20 protein-coding genes and 1 pseudogene are annotated in these 18971 nt (G+C 71.3%); 13 read left to right on the forward strand and 8 right to left on the reverse strand.

The window, feature by feature from the left end:
* The first annotated feature begins 2 nt into the window (after nt 1–2).
* From ACFYVR_RS09805 to ACFYVR_RS09825, 5 genes and pseudogenes are all read left to right on the forward strand, one after another.
* On the forward strand, nt 3–872 hold the full coding sequence (locus ACFYVR_RS09805; protein ID WP_387472199.1) for an XdhC family protein: 870 nt from the start codon (nt 3–5) through the stop codon (nt 870–872).
* Nucleotides 836–1339 (forward strand): annotated as a pseudogene (locus ACFYVR_RS09810) (NTP transferase domain-containing protein); the annotation flags it as partial. The gene ACFYVR_RS09805 and the pseudogene ACFYVR_RS09810, both read left to right, overlap by 37 nt.
* Before the next feature lie 90 nt (nt 1340–1429).
* Complete coding sequence (locus tag ACFYVR_RS09815) at nt 1430–2383, forward strand: AAA family ATPase (protein ID WP_387472689.1); 954 nt, start codon at nt 1430–1432, stop codon at nt 2381–2383.
* A complete protein-coding gene (locus tag ACFYVR_RS09820) occupies nt 2380–3033 on the forward strand; it encodes an SRPBCC family protein (RefSeq protein ID WP_387472201.1) in 654 nt (217 codons plus the stop codon). The genes ACFYVR_RS09815 and ACFYVR_RS09820 overlap by 4 nt, the downstream gene beginning before the upstream one ends.
* Nucleotides 3015–4142, forward strand: a complete 1128-nt coding sequence (locus ACFYVR_RS09825; RefSeq protein ID WP_387472204.1) for a VWA domain-containing protein — start codon at nt 3015–3017, stop codon at nt 4140–4142. The genes ACFYVR_RS09820 and ACFYVR_RS09825 overlap by 19 nt, the downstream gene beginning before the upstream one ends.
* A gap of 78 nt (nt 4143–4220) precedes the next feature.
* On the opposite strand, the gene ACFYVR_RS09830 is transcribed toward ACFYVR_RS09825, so the two are convergent.
* The 5 genes from ACFYVR_RS09830 to ACFYVR_RS09850 all read right to left on the reverse strand — a co-directional run bounded on the left by ACFYVR_RS09830 (nt 4221) and on the right by ACFYVR_RS09850 (nt 9368).
* On the reverse strand, nt 4221–5357 hold the full coding sequence (locus tag ACFYVR_RS09830) for an Mrp/NBP35 family ATP-binding protein (protein WP_387472206.1): 1137 nt from the start codon (nt 5355–5357) through the stop codon (nt 4221–4223).
* A gap of 24 nt (nt 5358–5381) precedes the next feature.
* On the reverse strand, nt 5382–6221 hold the full coding sequence (locus ACFYVR_RS09835) for a lytic transglycosylase domain-containing protein (RefSeq protein WP_387472208.1): 840 nt from the start codon (nt 6219–6221) through the stop codon (nt 5382–5384).
* 193 nt (nt 6222–6414) lie between these two features.
* Entirely contained in the window at nt 6415–7497 is a 1083-nt protein-coding gene (locus ACFYVR_RS09840) for a lytic transglycosylase domain-containing protein (RefSeq protein ID WP_387472210.1), read from the reverse strand.
* Nucleotides 7498–7582: 85 nt separating this feature from the next.
* Nucleotides 7583–8104 (reverse strand): DUF1003 domain-containing protein, encoded by a 522-nt coding sequence (locus ACFYVR_RS09845; RefSeq protein WP_387472212.1) that lies wholly within the window; start codon nt 8102–8104, stop codon nt 7583–7585.
* Complete coding sequence (locus tag ACFYVR_RS09850; RefSeq protein ID WP_387472214.1) at nt 8097–9368, reverse strand: magnesium transporter MgtE N-terminal domain-containing protein; 1272 nt, start codon at nt 9366–9368, stop codon at nt 8097–8099. Before ACFYVR_RS09850 ends, ACFYVR_RS09845 begins: the two co-directional genes overlap by 8 nt.
* Nucleotides 9369–9442: 74 nt before the next feature.
* Here ACFYVR_RS09850 and ACFYVR_RS09855 point away from each other — a divergent pair, with 74 nt between their 5' ends.
* Together ACFYVR_RS09855 and ACFYVR_RS09860 are read left to right on the forward strand one after the other, a co-directional pair.
* A complete protein-coding gene (locus ACFYVR_RS09855) occupies nt 9443–10399 on the forward strand; it encodes an HpcH/HpaI aldolase/citrate lyase family protein (protein WP_387472216.1) in 957 nt (318 codons plus the stop codon).
* Between the two features lie 45 nt (nt 10400–10444).
* Nucleotides 10445–10936: a general stress protein gene (locus ACFYVR_RS09860; protein WP_387472218.1), complete on the forward strand. Its 492-nt coding sequence runs from the start codon at nt 10445–10447 to the stop codon at nt 10934–10936.
* A gap of 42 nt (nt 10937–10978) precedes the next feature.
* Here ACFYVR_RS09860 and ACFYVR_RS09865 read toward each other — a convergent pair whose 3' ends face one another.
* Nucleotides 10979–11338 carry a hypothetical protein gene (locus ACFYVR_RS09865; protein ID WP_387472220.1) on the reverse strand — a complete coding sequence of 120 codons (360 nt, stop codon included), beginning with the start codon at nt 11336–11338 and terminating at the stop codon, nt 10979–10981.
* Between the two features lie 301 nt (nt 11339–11639).
* On the opposite strand from ACFYVR_RS09865, the gene ACFYVR_RS09870 reads away from it, so the two are divergent.
* Nucleotides 11640–12746, forward strand: coding sequence for a winged helix DNA-binding domain-containing protein (locus tag ACFYVR_RS09870; protein WP_387472222.1), 1107 nt, complete (start codon nt 11640–11642; stop codon nt 12744–12746).
* Between the two features lie 82 nt (nt 12747–12828).
* Complete coding sequence (locus ACFYVR_RS09875) at nt 12829–13401, forward strand: suppressor of fused domain protein (protein ID WP_387472691.1); 573 nt, start codon at nt 12829–12831, stop codon at nt 13399–13401.
* A 4-nt stretch (nt 13402–13405) separates the two neighbouring features.
* Here the strand turns inward: ACFYVR_RS09875 and ACFYVR_RS09880 are convergent, their stop codons facing one another.
* Nucleotides 13406–14476, reverse strand: coding sequence for a magnesium and cobalt transport protein CorA (locus tag ACFYVR_RS09880; protein ID WP_387472693.1), 1071 nt, complete (start codon nt 14474–14476; stop codon nt 13406–13408).
* Nucleotides 14477–14584: 108 nt separating this feature from the next.
* On the opposite strand from ACFYVR_RS09880, the gene ACFYVR_RS09885 reads away from it, so the two are divergent.
* From ACFYVR_RS09885 to ACFYVR_RS09900, 4 genes are all read left to right on the forward strand, one after another.
* On the forward strand, nt 14585–15439 hold the full coding sequence (locus tag ACFYVR_RS09885) for a PHP domain-containing protein (RefSeq protein WP_387472224.1): 855 nt from the start codon (nt 14585–14587) through the stop codon (nt 15437–15439).
* Nucleotides 15436–15813, forward strand: a complete 378-nt coding sequence (locus ACFYVR_RS09890) for a hypothetical protein (RefSeq protein WP_387472226.1) — start codon at nt 15436–15438, stop codon at nt 15811–15813. The genes ACFYVR_RS09885 and ACFYVR_RS09890 overlap by 4 nt, the downstream gene beginning before the upstream one ends.
* 334 nt (nt 15814–16147) lie before the next feature.
* On the forward strand, nt 16148–17341 hold the full coding sequence (locus ACFYVR_RS09895) for an NADP-dependent malic enzyme (RefSeq protein WP_387472228.1): 1194 nt from the start codon (nt 16148–16150) through the stop codon (nt 17339–17341).
* 134 nt (nt 17342–17475) lie between these two features.
* Nucleotides 17476–18087, forward strand: coding sequence for a glycine betaine ABC transporter substrate-binding protein (locus ACFYVR_RS09900; RefSeq protein ID WP_387472231.1), 612 nt, complete (start codon nt 17476–17478; stop codon nt 18085–18087).
* Here ACFYVR_RS09900 and ACFYVR_RS09905 read toward each other — a convergent pair.
* Nucleotides 18084–18968 carry an alpha/beta hydrolase gene (locus ACFYVR_RS09905; protein WP_387472234.1) on the reverse strand — a complete coding sequence of 295 codons (885 nt, stop codon included), beginning with the start codon at nt 18966–18968 and terminating at the stop codon, nt 18084–18086. The genes ACFYVR_RS09900 and ACFYVR_RS09905 overlap by 4 nt on opposite strands.
* Between the last annotated feature and the right edge of the window lie 3 nt (nt 18969–18971).

The raw sequence follows: 18971 nt of genomic DNA on the forward strand, positions 1-18971 counted from the left end.
ACATGCGGACGGACGCCCGGATCGCCGACCTGGTGGCGCGCCGCCAGCCGTTCGTGCACGCGACGGTGGTCCGCGCCGAGTCCCCGACGTCGGCCCGGACGGGCGACGAGGGTGTCGTCCTCGGCGACGGCACCATCGACGGTTTCGTGGGCGGACAATGTGCGCGGAACTCGGTGCGGGAGGCGGCGATCGAGGCGCTGCGGGAGGGCGAGCCGGTGTTGCTGCGGGTGCTCCCGGACGGTGCACCGGACTTCCCCGACGTGCCCGGCGCCCGCGTGGTGGTCAACCCCTGCCTGTCCGGCGGAGCGCTGGAGATCTTCCTGCAGCCGACGCTCCCACCCCCGCGGCTGGTCGTGGCGGGAGACAACCCGATCGCCGACGCGCTGACCGAGCTGGCCGGACCCCTCGGCTTCGAGGTCACCCGGGCCGAGCCCGAGCCCTCGGCCGCGGATGCGGAGGTGGTCGTGATCGCCTCCCTCGGTGGCGACGAGCCCGCCCGGATCCGCGCCGCCCTCGACTCCGGCGCCGGGTACATCGGTCTGGTGGCCAGCACGATCCGCGGTGCCGACGTCCTGGGCCGGCTCGATCTGGACGTCGCCGAGCGGTCCCGGATCCACACCCCGGCCGGCCTGCCGATCGGCGCCCGCACACCCGCCGAGATCGCGCTGGCCGTCCTCGCCGAGATCGTCCGGGAAACCCGGAACGTGTCGCACCGGCCGGTGCCGGCCGAGCCCACGTCGTCGATCGATCCGGTCTGCGGGATGTCGGTCGTCCCCGGACCCGACGCGGTCGCGGCCGACGTCGACGGCGTCACCGTGTGGTTCTGCGGCCCGGGATGCCGCGACCGGTACGTCCGGGAGCACGCGCGGTGAGCGTCACCGGAATCGTGTTGGCGGCGGGAGCGTCGAGGAGATTGGGCACACCGAAACAACTCCTCGACTATCGGGGCGGCACCCTGCTCGGGGCGGTGCTGAGCGTCGTGCGGACCTGCGGGCTCGATCAGGTGATCGTCGCGCTCGGCGGTGCCGCGGAGCAGGTCGAGAAGGTCGTCGACCTCAGCGGAGTTGCCGTGGTCCGCAATCCGGACTTCGGCACCGGTTGCGCGTCGTCCATCGCCCGAGCGTTGGACGCCGTCGACCCGGAGTCCGTCGGTGTCGTCCTGTTCCTCGGCGACCAGCCGGGAGTCGATCCGAAGTCCGTCGCGGATCTGGTCCGCTGCGCTCCCGTCGACGGTGCCGCGGTGTGCCGGTACCTCGACGGCCGCGGCCACCCGATCTTCGTCGGACGCGGCGTCTTCGACGAGCTGCGCACCCTGCACGGCGACAAGGGCGTGTGGCGACTGCTCGGGTCCGGGCGCGTCCCCGTCGTCGAGGTCCCGGTCGAGGCGACGGTCCCGATCGACGTCGACACGTGGGAGGACTACCGGGAGTTGCAGAGTCGGGAGGCGGCGGGCGACTCCGCCGCGTCCGGCCGTGCCTTCACCGACGTCGCCGAGGTGACCGCCCGGTTCGACGCGCAGGACTACCTGCTCGACGAGGGCACCGCGTCGGCGATCTACCTCGCCACCGAACTGGGGCGCCCCCTGCTGCTCGAGGGGGAGCCGGGTGTCGGGAAGACGACCGCGGCGAAGGCGCTCGCCGCGGTGCTCGGGACCGAACTGGTCCGGCTGCAGTGCTTCGAGGGTCTCGGTGCGGCGGAGGCGCTGTACGACTGGAACTTCCAACGCCAGATGCTCGCGATCCGGCTGGCGCAGGATCGGACGGCACCGCTGCGTGCCGACGACCTGTTCACCGAGGAGTACCTCCTCGAACGGCCGGTGCTGCGTTGTGTCCGGCACCGCTCGGGACCACCGCCGGTGCTGCTCGTCGACGAGATCGACCGGGCGGACGACGAATTCGAGGCCCTGCTGCTCGAGTTCCTCGGTGAGTGGTCGGTGACGGTGCCGGAACTGGGTACGTTCGTCGCCGCGACGCCACCGCGAGTGGTGCTGACCTCGAACCGCAGCCGCGACCTCCACGACGCCCTGCGTCGGCGCTGCCTCTACCACTGGATCGACTATCCGAGTGCGGACCGCGCCACGGCGATCCTGCGGCGCCTCGTCCCGGCCGCGAACACCGCACTGATCGGGTCGGTGGTGCGGTTCGTCGGCGACGTCCGCGGCCTCGACCTCGACAAGCCACCCGGTGTGGCGGAGGCCGTCGACTGGGTGGCGGCGCTCGCCGCACTCGGCGTCACCGACCTCGCCCGTCCCCCGGAGCTCGACCGAGCCGTCGCGAGTGTCGGCGCGATCGCGAAGACCCCGGACGATCACGCGGCGGTGCTCGCGCTGCTTCGACGAAGCGAGACCGGGCAGCCGGATCGAGAGGAAGGACAGAGGCGATGAAGTTCACCCACGAGTTCACTGTCGACGCACCGATCGGCACCGCCTGGTCGGAACTGACCGACCTCGAGAGCGTGGCCGCGTTGCTGCCGGGGGCCCGGCTCACCGGCCGCGACGGCGATGCCTACCTGGGCACGGTCACCGTGAAGGTCGGCCCGGTGACCGGTGAGTTCGCCGGCCGGGCGGTGCTGCGGGACAAGGACGACGCCGCGCACCGGGCGGTGATCGAGGCCAGCGGGAAGGACACCCGCGGCGCGGGCAACGCGTCGGCGACGATCACCGTCGCGCTCGACGAACGGGACGGATCGACGGCGGCGAGCGTGAACACCGACATGCGGATCGTCGGCAAGCTCGCACAGTTCGGCAGCGGTGTGATCGGGCAGGTCTCGCAGAAGCTGATGGGGCAGTTCACCGATGCGCTCGCCGCGAAGCTCGCTGCCCCACCCGCCCTCGCGGTGGTGTCCGACGCAGACGAAGACGCCGACGCCGCTGCCACTGCGCCGCAGTCCGAACCGGGTCCGGAGCCGGAACCGATCAACCTGATGAGCCTGGCCGGACCGAGCCTGCTGCGGCGTCTGCTCCCCGCCGTGGCCGCGTTCATCTCCGGTGCCGCGGTCGTGTTCGCCCTGCGGCGATGGCAACGCCGGCGGTGACCGATGTCGCGGCGCTGGCGGTCGCGTTCTGCGTACGCCTGCGCGGCGCCGGCGTCGAGGTGTCGCACTCCGCGGCGGCGGAGTTCGCGCGGGCCGTCGACGTCCTGCCGCCCACCACGACCGACCGGCTGTACTGGGCGGCGCGGTTGACGCTGGTACGCAGACACGCCGACATCGCCGGGTTCGACGCGGTGTTCGCGGAGGTGTTCGGTCGTCGCGCCGCACCGCTCGCCCTCGAAGGTCGTCGCGCGCAGCCCGCTCCGACCCCGCAGGGTACGACGAGGCGTGCCCGCGGACACGGTGGCTCGGCGGCGCCGGGGACGCCGGCCGCGCTCGTGGCCCGGATCGGCGGCGCGCCGGAGCGGGAACGGTCGGACACCGTCCCGGATCCGCGGCCGAGCGCCGGAAGTGCTTCGGGCACCCGACCGTTCGCGCCGTTCGACGACGAGCGAGTGCGGGCCCAGTTGTCCTGGCTGGACGGCATCGTCGAGGGCCGGCGTCGCACCCGACGCTCCCGACCGCATCCGTCGGGGCGCCGGATCGCGTTGCGCGAGACCATCGCCCGGTCCCGGAGGACGGGGTGGGAACCGATGCGGATCGTGCGTACCCGCCCGGTGGTGCGGCCGCGCCGGGTGGTCGTGGTCTGCGACGTCAGTCGGTCCATGTTGCCGTTCGTCGACGACTGCCTGCACCTGATGCGCGCGGCCGCGCTCCGCCACCGCACGCGGATCGAGGTGTTCGCGTTCTCCACCGCCCTGACCCGCCTCACCGCGGTCCTCGCGCACCGCTCCGCCGACGCTGCGCTCGCGCACGCCAACGCGACGGTCACCGACCGGTTCGGCGGCACGCACATCGCGGGCAGCCTGCGCGCGCTGCTCGCCTCGCACCACGGCCGCACCCTGCGCGGGGCGATCGTGGTGATCGTCTCCGACGGCTGGGACAGCGACCCGCCCGAGTCGCTCGCCGCCGTGACGGCGCGACTGCACCGCCGCGCCCACCGGGTCGTCTGGCTCAATCCGCGGGCCGATGCGCCCGGCTACCGCCCGCTGGTCGGGTCGTTGGCGGCGGCCCTGCCCCACGTCGACGACATGCAGGCGCTGCCCACCTGAGCGCGAGTTCGGTAGTGGGACTGCCACACCTCGCGCACAGGCTGGGGCCACCTCCTGCTTGCGGGGGACGGAGCTGCCTTACAGGTGGCGGGTGGTGTCGATGCCGAGGGACATGCCGGCCAGGCCGCGGGCGCGCACGGACAGCTTGTCGGCGATCTCGCGCAGCGCGGTGCCGGCGGGGGAGTCGGGGGAACCGAGCACGATCGGGACACCGCCGTCGCCGCCCTCACGGACCGCCTGCTCGAGCGGAATCTGCCCCAGCAGAGGGACTTTCGCGCCGACCGCGCGGGTCAGCCGATCCGCGACGACCTGACCGCCACCCGACCCGAAGACGTCCATCCGGCTGCCGTCGGGCAACTCCATCCACGACATGTTCTCCACGACGCCGACGATCCGCTGCCGGGTCTGCAGCGCGATCGACCCGGCCCGCTCGGCGACCTCCGCGGCCGCCTGCTGCGGAGTGGTCACCACGAGGATCTCCGCGCCGGGGATCAGCTGGGCGATGGAGATGGCGACGTCACCGGTGCCCGGCGGGAGATCGAGCAGCAGCACGTCCAGATCACCCCAGAAGACGTCGGCGAGGAACTGCTGCAGCGCCCGGTGCAGCATCGGCCCACGCCACACGACCGGGGTGTTGCCCTGCGTGAACTGGGCGATGGAGATCATCTTCACGTCGTGCGCGATCGGCGGCATGATCATCCGCTCGACCTGCGTCGGCTTGGCGTCGGTGCCGAGCATGCGCGGGACGGAGTGGCCGTAGATGTCGGCGTCGAGCACGCCGACGGACAGCCCCTTCGCGGCCATCGCGGCCGCGAGATTGACCGTGACCGACGACTTGCCGACGCCGCCCTTGCCGGACGCGACCGCGTACACCCGGGTCAGCGAACCGGGCTGCGCGAAGGGGATGACGGGTTCGGCGGAATCGCCGCGCAGGGACTTGCGCAGTTCGGTGCGCTGCTCGTCGTTCATGACGTCGAGTTCGACGCGGATCGCGCCGATGCCCGCGACGTCGGCGACGGCCTTGGTCACCCGCTCGGTGATCTCGGTCCGCATCGGGCAGCCCGCAGTCGTGAGGTAGACGACGATGTCGACACCGGCGTCGTCGGCGAGCGTGATGCTCTTGACCATCCCCAGGTCGGTGATGGGCTTGCGGATCTCCGGGTCGAGCACCTTGGACAGGGCGGCGCGAACGTCGGACTCGGTCACTGCTGACATGACACCATCGTAGGTGCCGGGCGCTCAGTGGATTCGCGGCAGGTCGGCGGCGCTCGGATTGACGCCCGTCGAGTACGCGAGCGACCACGCCGTGACGTTCGCGACGTAGGCCATCGAGTTGTTGTAGCGCAGGATCGCCTTGGTCGCCGAGGTGATGTCGCGCATGTCGGTGCCGCCGTCGCACAGGTAGGTGGCGGTCGAGGCGGCCGCGTCGTACAGGTTCTGCGGATCGGCGACACCGTCGCCGTTGCCGTCGATGCCGAACTGCGCCCAGGTGGTGGGAATGAACTGGGTCGGGCCGACGGCGCGGTCGTAGACGGTGTCGCCGTCGAGCCTGCCTCCGTCGGTGTCCATGATCGTGGCCTGGCCTGGCAGGCTGCCGTCGAGGGCCAGTCCGATGATCGGCTCGAGCAGGTTGCCCTTCTCGTCGGCCTTGCCGCCGTTCGCGTGGCTGGACTCGACGCGCCCGACGCCGGCGATCTGCGTCCAGGTGATCCCGCAGCCGGGGTCGCGTTCGGCGAGGATCCGCTCGGCGGACCGGTACGCGTCGAAGTTGATCGCGGGCATGCCGAGCGGTCCGTCCGGCAGCGGCGCGGGCGCCGGAGCCGGTGCGGCAGCGAGGGCGGCGGGCACGACGGCCGGTGCGGCCGCGGTGTCCACCGCCTGTGCGACGACGGTCTCGGCCGTCGGCTCGGCGGGTGCCTGCGCGATCGGGTCGACGCTGGCGGTGGTGGTCGGTGGGACGTCCGCGGGGGCGCCGCTCGCGGTCGCCGCGGTGACCAGGCCGGTCGGGACGAGACCGGTCAGCGCGATGACGGAGTTACGCCGAATCTTCGAATTCGACGGCTTGCTGTGGCGACCCACCGTTGTACCTCCTGCGGCCCCCGGCGGGGCGTGTAGTCCTGTGAACCGCAGTCGAGGTTACGGGATTCGAGATATTTCCGTTATCTGTTTGTGACCGAAACAGGAAACTTCCGGTGGTTTATGTGCAGGTCAACAGCACTTTCCGGTAGGTATCGGAAAGGTCACGGCCAGGGCGTGTTGGGTGACGAACGGGTTACCGCGCCGGCGCGGTAACCGACGTCGGCGCGGCCGGCTCGGGAGCCGGCGGGCAGAACGCGAGACACGGCAGCGGGGGCAGAGTCGGCAGCGCGGGTAAACCGGGGAACGCCGGGATCGGGGCGGCGGCGTTGCGCAGGACGTCGGGGTTCGACTCCGGTGTGGGAGCCGCGTCGGGTGCCGGGCCGGTGCTCGGTGCCGGTTCCGCGGGGCGCCCGGGTTCGGTGGGTACCTCGGGGATCGAACCGGGCGTGGGGATCGCGCCCGCCGCATAGGCCGCGGACCAGGCACGCACGTTCGCCGCGTACGCCATCGAGTAGTTGTAGCGCAGGATCGCGCGCAGTTCCTGGTCGTCGTCGCGCAGGTCGAGGCCGCCGGAGCAGAGGTAGCGCGCCGCCGCGAGTGCGGCGTCGAAGACGTTGTTCGGGTCGGCCCGCCCGTCGTCGTTGCCGTCCGAGGCGTAGCGCGCCCACGTCCCGGGAATGAACTGCATCGGGCCGACCGCCCGGTCGTGGCCGGGATCGCCGTCGATCGCGCCGCGGTCGGTGTCGAGGATGACGTTGTTCCCCGCCAGTGATCCGTCGAGTCGCGGGCCGAGGATCGGTGTCACGGTGGTACCGGCGGCGTCGGTGCGTCCGCCTCCGGCGTGCCCGGACTCGATCCGGCCGATGCCGGCGAGCAGGTGCCAGGTGACACCGCATCCGGGGGTCTCGGCGGCGAGTGTCGCCTCCGCCGACCGGTAGGCGCCGAGGACCAGTTCCGGGATGCCGAGCGCGCCGATCGTGACGGGAATCGGCGTCAGCGACGCGGTGGCCGGTGAGGACAACCGCTGCGCGACGGCCGGGGGCAGCTCGAAGGCGACGGGAGCGGGTGGGTTGTAGGCGTGCGGCAGGCGCGGCGGCTGCGGGGCGGGTGCGAGGACGCCGGCGGTGCCCGACGGCAGCGGGTCGGCCGCGGCGAGCGGCTCGGACACCGCAGCAGGTGCGGGTGTCGCGGCGCCGCCCCCCGTGAGGGACAGGCCGACCGTCACCGCCCCGACCAGCGCTGCGGCGGCGATGCCGGCCAGCCCCCTCGCACGCATCGCAGCCCCTTCGCGCTCGTCCCCGCCCCCAAATGTGACTCAGGTTACAGAACGGGAACGGTCGCCGCCGGGGTTCCGGCGCTCACTACCGGTGCGCTCGCGGCTCCTCGGAATCCCGCTCCACGAGCATCGACTTGATCTCGTCCAGTTCGCGACGCAGGTAGTCGCGGGTCGCCACCTCGCCGACCGCCAGGCGCAGCGATGCCAGCTCGCGCGCCAGGAACTCGGTGTCCGCCTTCGTCTGCTCGGCGCGGGCCCGGTCCTCCTCCAGCGCGACGCGGTCCCGGTTCTCCTGCCGGTTCTGTGCCAGCAGGATCAGCGGAGCGGCGTACGCGGCCTGCGTCGAGAACGCCAGGTTCAGCAGGATGAAGGGATACGGATCCCACTGCAGGCCGACCGCCGTGATGTTCAGGGCGATCCAGACGATCACGACGACCGTTTGGATCAGCAGGTACTTGCCGGTGCCGAGGAACCGGGCGATCGACTCGCTGACCCGGCCGACGGCCTCGACGTCGATGTGGAACCCGCGCCACCGGCTGCCGGGGGTCTCGAGCCGGGCCCGGGCGCTCTGGGCGGTCCGGTCCGGACCCGTCCGCTTGTCACTCATCGCTCGTCTCCTCCTCCCGCCAGTCCTCGGGGAGCAGGTGATCGAGGACGTCGTCGACGGCGACTGCCCCGAGGAGGTGCCCCTCCTTGTCGACCACGGGTCCGCACACCAGGTTGTAGCGCGCGAAGTACCGGGTGACCGTCGCCAGGGGATCCTCCGGGTCGAGCCGGATCAGGTCGGTGTCGAGGACGCCCCCCACCAGGGACGCCGGCGGCTCACGCAGCAGCCGTTGCAGGTGCACACAGCCGAGATAGCGCCCCGTCGGGGTCGAGATCGGCGGCCGGACGACGAACGCCATGCTCGCCAGTGCGGGCGTGAGGTCCGCGTTGCGGGCCATGGCCAGCGCCTCGGCCACCGTCGTCGCCGGCGTCAGGATCACCGGCTCCGGGGTCATCAGACCTCCGGCGGTGTCGGGGGAGTGCTCGAGCAGTCGGCGCACCGGCTCGGAATCCTCCGGGTCCATCAACTGCAGCAGCGACTCGGCCTCGGTCTCGGGCAGCTCGCCGAGCAGGTCGGCGGCATCGTCCGGGTCCATCGCCTCGAGGACGTCCGCGGCGCGTTCGACCTCGAGATGCGTGAGCAGGTCGGTCTGATCGTCGGTCGGCAGCTCCTGGAGGATGTCGGCGAGCCGCTCGTCGTCCAGCGCCACCGCGACGTCGTGGCGACGTTTGTCGGGCAGGTCCCGCATCGCGTTCGCGACATCCGCGGGCCGCATGCCCTCGAACTGCACCAGCAGCTGAGAGATGCCCTGGCCCGGCAGGTCCAACTGAGAATGCGTCAGGCCCTCGACGTGCTGCCAGTCGACGATGTGCAGCGGCGACCGGCGCGCCAACCTGCCTCGGGGCCGCCGGACCGCGACCCGTGAGACCACCCAGTCCCGGGTTCGGGTCAGCTCGATGCCGAGGTCGACGACGAGGACGTCGACACCGGCGAGTTCGTCGAGTTCCGGGTCGTCGACGCGGACGCGGGTGTCGACGACCTGGGCGAGGGCGAGCACCTCGCCGGGCTTCTGGGTGAACTTGCGCAGGCTGACGCTGCCGGTCAGCGTCACCGAGCCCGGTTCGATCGCGGTCACCCGCAGCATCGGGACGAAGATCCGTCGCCGGGTCACCAGTTCGACGACCAGCCCGAGTACGCGCGGACGCTGCCGATTGAACCGGATGGTGATCACGACATCGCGGACCCGGCCGATGGATTCGCCGTCGGGGCCGAGCACGACCAGACCCGCGAGCCTGGCTGCGAAGACCTTGCTCACTGCTGCCATGATGGCAAGGCTAATTGTCCCGGTGTCCGGACGCGCGATCGCGGACACCGTCACGGTCCGGTGGGAGGTCCTCCATGGTGCACGCGCGCCCCCGACGTTCGGTGCTTGCCGTTCCCGGAAGCAGTCGCAAGATGATCGAGAAGGCGAAGGGCCTCCCCGCAGACGAGGTGTTCCTCGATCTCGAGGACGCCGTTTCCCCGCTCGCAAAGGCGCAGGCGCGCATCGAGATCGCGGATGCGCTGGCCTCCGACGGCTGGGGCTCGCAGATCAAGGTGGTGCGGGTCAACGACTGGACGACGCAGTGGACGTACGGTGACGTCGTCGAGGTCGTCTCCGCGGCGGGCGCCCACGTCGACGCGATCCTGCTGCCGAAGGTGCCCGACGCCAGCCACGTTCAGGCGCTCGACCTGTTGCTGACCCAGGTGGAGAAGGCGAACGGGCTCGAGGTGGGCCGCATCGGCATCGAGGCGCAGATCGAGAACGCGATCGGCCTGACCAACATCAACTCGATCGCCACGGCGAGCCCACGCCTGCAGACGCTGGTGTTCGGTCCCGCCGACTTCATGGCGAGCATCAACATGCGCACGCTCGTCGTCGGGGAACAGCCGGAGGGCTACGACACCGGCGACGCGTACCACCACATCCTGATGACGATCCTGATGGCGGCGCGGGCCCACGGCCTCGAGGCGATCGACGGCCCGTACCTGCAGATTCGGGACGTCGACGCGTTCCGGCGGGCGGCGGCGCGCAGCGCGGCGCTCGGTTTCGACGGCAAGTGGGTGCTGCACCCCACCCAGATCGACGCGGCCAACGAGGTGTTCAGCCCGCGGCAGGACGACTACGACAAGGCCGAGATGATCCTCGAGGCGTACGACTACCACACCTCGGCCGCCGGCGGCGCCCGCGGCGCGGCGATGCTCGGCGACGAGATGATCGACGAGGCGAGCGCGAAGATGGCTCAGGTCGTGGCGGCGAAGGGCCGGGCGGCGGGGATGACGCGCACGACGAGGTTCGAGCCCGAATCTCCGTAAACTGGACACCGGACACCGACACCGGAAAGACAGGGAGCGCCGACGATGCCCAACCCACTCGGACCGCCGAATCAGCCCGGACGGGGCGGTCTTCCGACTCCGCCCAGCGGGTGGCCGATCGGTTCCTACCCGACGTACGCCGAGGCGCAGCGCGCCGTCGACTACCTCTCCGACCAGCAGTTCTCGGTGGAGGACGTCACGATCGTCGGTGTGGACCTGATGCAGGTCGAGCGGGTGCTCGGGCGGCTGACCTGGGCGAAAGTGATTGGTGGGGGGATCGTTTCGGGCGCCTGGCTCGGTGTGTTCCTGGGCCTGCTGCTCGGACTGTTCACCGACAACCTGCTCGGTCCGCTGCTCGCGGGCATCCTCGGCGGCATCGTCTTCGGGGTGATCTCGACGACGATTCCCTATGCCGCCACCCGCGGTACCCGCGACTTCGCGTCGACGATGCAGCTGGTGGCGGGTCGTTACGACGTGCTGTGCGAGCCGAAGACGGCCGAGCGCGCGCGGGACATGCTCGCCAAACTGGCCCTGTGACGTCCGGCCGCCGCCCCGGTGAGGGGCGGCGGCCGGCACGGCTCAGCTGCCGAAGATCACTGCCGGCTGCTGGGGGAGCTGTGGAAGGGGTGCCTGGGGCAGCGGAGGGATGTGTCCCGGATCGTGCACGGCCTGGTTCCACCAGTTCTGCCAGTCCTGGTTGTGGTCCTGCCCCTGACCGCGGTTCTGGCCCCGGTTCTGGTCGTTCTGCGGGTGCTGATCGTTCTGCCAGTCCTGGTTCCGACCCGGCCCGCCGTGATCGACCGTGTCGGCCATCGCGGTCCCGGTGACGGCCATCAGGGGCAGGCCCACCAGTGCTCCGGTGACGGCGACCCTGCGCAGCGTGCGACCGGACCGCGTGCGTGCGGACGGGGTCGCTTCGGACGGTGTCGTTGCAGACATGGGGTATTCCCTTCGTTGCCAGTGCAATTCGGGCCCGATCGGTGGTTCCGGGCTCGGCTTTCGACGGTAGGAGCGCGACGGTGCCCGCAACAGGTCCCGAGCGGCCTTCACAGCAGGGTGACAGGATTGCCGCCGACCGTCCCGAAACCTGTGCTAGGTCAGCGATATCCGCTGATCACCTGTGCTTCTCGCCGCGACGCCGACGCTCCGACGCTCCGACATTCGCGCAGGTGCTTCGACTCGGCCACCTCGAGAACTACTGTGAGTTCTGCCGGTACCGACACAGCTGTCCGGGGGGACGATGCGGAGCACGCTCGACACACGTGAGCTCGGACGAGCGACCCTGGCGCGTCAGTTCCTGCTGGAGCAGTCGAGCGACTCGGTGGAGGAGGTGACTCGCCACCTCTACGGGTTGCAGGCGCAGTCGCCGACGGCGCCCTACTTCGCGCTGCGGGCGCGGGTGGCCGGGTTCCGGCCCGCGGACCTGTCCCGACTGATCGAGGACCGGACGGTCGTGCGCATCGCGCTGATGCGCGGCACCGTGCACGCCGTGACCGCGTCGGACGCGCTGGAACTGCGGCCCTGGGTGCAGCCGCTGATGACCGCCGACCTGCGTACCAACACGCAGTACGCGAAGGCGCTCGCCGGATGCGACACCGCGGCGGTGGCCTCCTGTTCGCGCGCACTTCTCGAGGACACACCGATGACGCCGGCGGCGTTGCGACCTCGCCTCGCCGAACGCTGGCCGGACCGGGATCCGGCGGCGCTCGCCCACGCCGTGCGTGCTCTGCTGCCGCTGGTGCAACTGCCGCCGCGGGGAGTGTGGGGCAGGTCGGGTCAGCCGGTCTGTACGACGCTGGAGCGGTGGTCGGGGCGGTCGCTCGCCACGCCGGATCCGGAGCGAATCCTGTTGCGCTACCTGGCGTCCTACGGTCCGGCGTCGGTGGCGGACGCACAGGCGTGGTCGGGGCTGACGCGACTCGGTGAGATCGCCGAGCGGCTGCGGACGCGGCTGCGGGTGTTCACCGGTCCGGACGGGGCGGAGTTGTTCGATCTGCCGGACGCGCCTCGGCCGGGCGGCGACGCGCCCGCGCCGGTCCGGATCCTGGCACCGTTCGACAGCGCACTGCTCGGGCACGCGGACCGTTCCCGGATCCTGCGCGACGATCTGCGCCGGGTCGTCTTCACCGTCAACGGGATCGTCAAGCCGGTCGTCCTCGTCGACGGGCAGGTCGCCGGCTACGTGACGCTCACGTCGGCGAAGCGGACCGCCGCGATCGAGGTCACCCCGTTGCGTCGGTTGCCGCGGCGGGCGCTGCGGGCGATCGAGACGGAGGCGTCACGGGTGCTGCGCTTCGCCCACCCCGACGCCGAGGCGCAGCAGGTCCGGGTCGCGCCCGCGCTGTGACAGGGCGCACAGCGTTCGCGTCGATCCTCGGATCGGGCACATCCACCGACGGGTGTTAGATGGAGTGGTGATCGACGACGTCCTGCCCTCAGTTCGTGCCCACCTGGTCGAGCGCATCGGTGGGGCGCAGCCGTCCGCGGCGTCGGTGACCTTTCTCGGGCTCGAACCCCTCGAGGTGCTGCGGTTCGACGCCGACGGCGACGATCTCGTCCGCTACGTCACGCTCGGCTGCTCTCGACACCCGATGGGCGATCCGAGCGACCTCGTGGCGGACCCGGTCCGCGGTCCGCGGGCCGAGTTGGTGCTGACGCTGCGCGGTGGCCTGGGTGTGGCGTCCGGGGTGCACAAGTCGCTCGCCATCCTGGCCGCCGCGCCCGCGGTCGAAGGTGTCGTCCTCGCCGCCGACGGGCTCCTCGACCTGGGCGAGCCGCTGTGGGTGGGGGCGCCGTTCACGGCAATTCTGATGGGGGACAGCGGCATCGACGACCTGACGCTGCCCGAGCCCGCCGATCCGGTGCGATTCCTCGCCGCGGTGCCGATCACCGGGACCGAAGCGGCGTGGGTGCGGTTGCGTGGCGCCGCGGCCCTCCGGGACGCGTGGGCCGAGGCCGGGATCGACGTGCGGGACCCGCGTCGCGGCCCCGTCTCGCTGTGACGCGCTACAACCAGTTGTTGCGCCGGAACGTGACGAACAGTCCGGCGCAGACGGCGACGACACCGCCCACGACGGCGGGATAGCCGTACGTCCACTGCAGTTCCGGCATGTGTTCGAAGTTCATCCCGTAGATGCCGGCGACCATCGTCGGGACCGCGGCGATCGCGACCCACGCCGAGATCTTCCGCATGTCGGTGTTCTGCTGGACCGCGACCTTCGCGAGGGCGGCCTCGACCAGGGTGCTCAGGACCTCGTCGAACTCCGAGACCCGCTCGGCGACGATGATGTGATGATCCTGGACGTCGCGCATGTAGCGCCGGATCTCTTTCGGTACACCGATGTTCGAGTCCTGGCCGAGGCGTTGCAGCGGCGCGGCGAGGGGAGCGACCGACTTGCGCAGCTCGACGATCTCCCGCTTGAGCAGGTAGATCTGCTCGATCGCGACGTTGCTGTGCGGACTGAACACGTCCTCCTCGAGCTGGTCGACGTCACGCTCGACGCAGTCGGTGACCGCCAGGTAGGTGTCGACGACGTGGTCGGCGATCGCGTGCATCACCGTCGTCGGGCCGAGCGCGAGGCGCTGCGGCTGCGCGTCCATCGCCGCGCGGACGCCCGAGAGGCCGGAGTGGTCGCCGTGCCGCACCGTCACGACGAAGTCCCGGCCGACGAAGATCATGATCTCGCCGGTCTCCACGATCTCGTGAGCGGTCGAGATCGACTCGTGTTCGACGTAGTTCACGGTCCGCAGGACGAGGAACAGGACGTCGTCGAAGATCTCGAGCTTCGGGCGCTGGTGGGCGTGCACCGCGTCCTCGACCATGAGCTCGTGGAGGCCGAAAACCTCTGCCACGGAGTTCATCTGGCGTTCGTCCGGGGCGTGGAGTCCGACCCAGACGAATCCCTCGCCCCGTTCCCGTACCTCGTCCAGCGCCGCGGCGTGCGTGTACCGCCCGGGCAGCCGGTGGCCGTCGACGTAGACCGCGCAGTCCACGATGGCTCGGGCCGCGGGCACGGGCACCACGCGTCTGGGCGTGGCCTGTTTCGGTGACGGGCGCAGCGACGGGATCGGGGGCATCGAGGGCACGGCAGACACCTTCCCGGGCATCGTCGGTCGGAACGTGTCCATCGTATGTCCCGGCGGCTGCGTCGCGGAGCGCGTGTTGGCGCCTGGAACAATGGTGGGGTGCGCATCGACCTCCACACCCACTCGAGTTCCTCGGACGGCACCGACAGCCCCGCCGAGGTGGTTCGGGCGGCCGCCGATGCGGGTCTGCAGGTCGTCGCGCTCACCGACCACGACACCACCGCGGGGTGGGCGGAGGCCGCCGATGCGCTGCCTGCCGGTGTGAGCCTGGTGCGGGGCATGGAGATGTCCTGCGAGGGCCGTGGTGCCGACGGGCTACCGGTCGCCGTGCACCTGCTCGCGTACCTGTTCGACCCGGCCGATGCGGCGTTCGCGCGGGAACGGGAACGGCTGCGGGCCGAGCGCACCACCCGGCTGCGCGGGATGGCCGAGAAGATGGCAGCGGACGGTCTTCCGATCGACCCCGACGCGCTGATGGCGGCGGTGGGTCCCGCTGCGGGCCGGCCGCACCTCGCGCGGGCACTGGTCGACGCGGGCGTGGTCGGGTCCGTCGACGAGGCGTTCGCGGATCTGCTGCGGACCCGGGGGCGGTACTACGTCCACAAGGCCGACACTCCGCTGCGCGATGCGGTCCGGATGGTCGCGGCGGCCGGTGGCGTCAGTGTGCTGGCGCATCCGCGTGCCGTCGCGCGCGGGCGGTTGATGGACATCGGCCAGATCGGGGAACTCGTCGCGGACGGACTGGGCGGAGTCGAGGTGGCCCACCATCACCACGCTCCCGAGGACGAGCGGCTGCTGCGTGGGATCGCGGCCGACCTCGATCTGATCGTGACCGGCTCGTCCGACTACCACGGCCACAACAAGTCGGTGGTGCTCGGCGAGTTCGTCACCGCACCGGAGCAGTACGAGCGGCTCGTGGCGGCGGCGTCCGGTGTGGAGGTGGTGACCGGATGAGCGACGCCTGGGTCGACGAGTACGACGACGAGCGGTACGGACAGCCGGGGCGCGGCGGATACCCGCCGGAACGCGGGACCCGCCGCCCGGCCCGGCGCAGCGCCCCGGCGCGGGCGCTGCAGGCCCTCGGTGGGGCGCTCACGGCGGGTGTGGTGCTCCTGACGGTCGTGGTGGTCGCGACGGCCTGGCTGGGGCCGCGGCGCGGCTTTCCCGGACCGGGGACGGTGTCGGTGACGGCACACGTGGTCGCGGCGGTCGCGACGGTCGCGGGGCAGTGGCTGGCCGATCATCGGCGCGGTGCGGTGGCTCTCACCGGCTCCGTGGTCGTGTTCTTGGTCACAGCGCTGTTGCTGTGGACCCAGTGGTGGGGCTAGCTCACGGGAAAGCCGATTCACCGGTGAGAGTTGCCAGCCGTGAGTGGCTGGTGGCAGACTTGCTGCACTCCAAGGCCGGTGCCACCGCCCCGCCGAGGACATGAAGTCGGATTCAATCAGCGGCAGATTTCAGCGCTCGGGCTCACCCGCCCGGTGCATTCACGCCCTCCGGAGCGAGTTGGTTCCCGTGGACCAAACGGGCTCGATCGTGCACCCTTCGGAGCGTTCCACGTCTCGATCGAAAACCTGCGGCTGCGTCGGAAAACAACCTTCGCCGCTGCTACTTACCAGTAACCCGCACCCGAGTGGCGGCGGGATGAGTAGGAGTGTCATCGTGTCTCTCGTGTCTGAAGCAACCACACCGCCCAAGGTTGAGCTGACCGACGAAGAGATCTTCTCCGGCCACATCGGCGGCAAGCTCTCGGTCGAGACGACGGCTCCTCTCGACTCGCAGCGTGCGCTGTCGATCGCGTACACCCCGGGCGTGGCTCAGGTGAGCCGCGCGATCCACGCCGACGAGACCCTCGCCGACCGCTACACCTGGACCAGCCGCCTCGTGGTCGTCGTCTCGGACGGCTCCGCGGTTCTCGGCCTCGGCGACATCGGCGCCCGCGCGTCGCTGCCGGTGATGGAGGGCAAGTCGGCGCTGTTCAAGAACTTCGCCGGGCTGAACTCGATCCCGCTGGTCCTCGACACCAAGGATCCCGACGAGATCGTCGAGACCCTGGTCCGGCTGCGTCCGAGCTTCGGCGCGGTCAACCTCGAGGACATCTCGGCGCCGCGCTGCTTCGAGATCGAGAAGCGGGTCATCGAGGCCCTGGACTGCCCGGTCATGCACGACGACCAGCACGGCACCGCGATCGTCGCCCTGGCCGCCCTCAAGGGCGCCGTCAAGGTCCAGCAGCGCGACATCACCACCCTGCGGGTGGTCATCTCCGGCGCCGGCGCCGCGGGTGTGGCGTGCGCGAACATCCTGCTCGCCGCCGGGATCTCCGACATCACGGTGCTGGACTCGAAGGGCATCGTCTCGCGTGAGCGCGGCGACCTGAACGAGATCAAGGCCGATCTGGCGGCGCGGACCAACCCGGCCGGCCGGCACGGCGGCCTGGTCGAGGCCCTCGACGGCGCGGACGTGTTCCTCGGTGTGTCGGCGGGCACGGTGCCGGAGGAGATCATCGCGACGATGGCGGAGAACGCGATCATCTTCGCGATGTCGAACCCGGATCCGGAGATCCACCCCGACGTGGCGCGCAAGCACGCCGCGATCGTGGCGACCGGACGCTCCGACTTCCCGAACCAGATCAACAACGTGCTCGCGTTCCCGGGTGTGTTCAAGGGCGCCCTGGACGCGGGTGCGCGACGGATCACCGAGGGCATGAAGCTCGCTGCGGCCGAGGCGATCCTGTCGGTGGTCGCGGACGAGCTGTCGGTGGACAAGATCGTGCCGAGCCCGCTCGATCCGCGGGTCGCCCCGGCGGTCGCCGAGGCCGTCGCCGCCGCCGCGAAGGCCGAGGGCGTCGCGTCCTGACCCCTGCGCTACCCGGCTGAAGGGCACCGTCGTTCGGTTCAACCGAACGACGGTGCCCTTCAGCCGTCTGTGGGCGGCAGCGGTGGTGCAACGATGGGGACGTGCGGGTGGCGGATGAGCGAGGAGTGTGGCGCGTGATCGGTAGTCGGACGGCCGGGGCCCTTGCGGTGGTGACGATGGCCGCGGCACTGGTCGGCTGTGCGCCCGACAGTTCGTTGACGGCGGAGCCCGCGCCCGCGGCGATCACGGTCGGAGCCGGGCAGGCACCCGACCTCGCGGTGCTCGCGGAGATCTACGCCGGCGTGCTGCGGGGTACCGGTTCGCCGGTCGACACCGCGCCCGGTCTCGCGCAGGGACAGGATTTCGCCGCCCTCGACGACGGCACCGTGACCCTGGTACCGGGCTACACCGGCCCGCTGCTGCAGCGTCTGCAGCCCGGCGCCACCGTCGTCGACCCGGACGACGTCTTCGAGGAACTGAACCGCTCACTGCCGCAAGGGCTTTCGGTATCCGATTACGGAATGGCCGAGCAGCCCGGTGCGGGCGAATCCGACGAGGCCACCGAGCCCGCCGCGAACGTGGTGCCGCTGATGCGCAGCGGGGTCCTGACCACCGCTCAGGTGAAGGCGCTGAACGTGGTGGCGGGCGAACTGACGTCCGCCGAACTCGCCGAGATGAGTGAGGCGGTGCGCCGCGGGGGGCTCAGCCCCGGCCAGGCGGCCGGGGAGTGGCTCGCGCAGCGCTAGGCCGTGCGCAGGAATGCGCCGATCTCCCGCACCGCGTCGTCCGCCTCCCGCAGCAGGGACGCCTGCAGGTGCGCCACGTGCCACAGGTGCGGGTACTCCGTGCAGTCGACCGCGACACCGGCCGCCCGCAGCCCGTCCACCAGCTCGACGACCTGCGGGTACAGGATCTCGCCGGTGCCCACGTGCACGATCGTGCACGGCAGACCGGACAGATCACCCAGCAGCGGCGCGAAGCCGGGGTCGGTGGGGTCGCCGCCGCCGAGATAGGCGTCCGCCGTCCGGTGCGACCACGCCGTGTTGAGCACGAGGTCCCTCTCGAACGGGGCGTCGCGGCGGCCGGGGTCGACCCACGGTGCGATCAGCGCCAGGGCGGCCGGCGTCACCCCGTGACGGTCGATCAGCCGGCGCGCGGTTGCGAGGGCGAGTCCGCCGCCCGCCGAGTCTCCGGCGATCGCCACCCGATCCGCGGTGAACCCGAACTCGGTGAGCAGTTGCAGGTACCCCGCGACCGCGTCGTCCAGCGCCGCCGGATACGGGTTCTCCGGTGCGAGCCGGTAGTCCAGGACGTACACCACCGCACCCGTCTCGCGAGCCAGGTGGGCGGCGACGGACCGGTGCGTCGCCGGGGACCCGAGCGTGTACCCGCCGCCGTGCAGGTACAGGACCGCCGTGCGACGTACGGTCGCGCCCACGGTGATCCGCTCGGCGGGGCGCCCCGCGAGGGTCAGCGGGCGCACCACGGTGTCACGGGGCAGCGTCTGCAGGGCCGAGGCCGTGTCGATGATCCGCCGGGCCACCGGCACGGGCAGCGAGCCGTGCAGGGCGACGCGGTAGAACGGGCCGACGGCGGCCGCGACCAGCGACAGCGGAAGGTGCGGCACGGG

It is taken from the genome of Rhodococcus sp. NPDC003318 (genome assembly GCF_042879035.1).
GTDB lineage: Bacteria > Actinomycetota > Actinomycetes > Mycobacteriales > Mycobacteriaceae > Rhodococcus_G.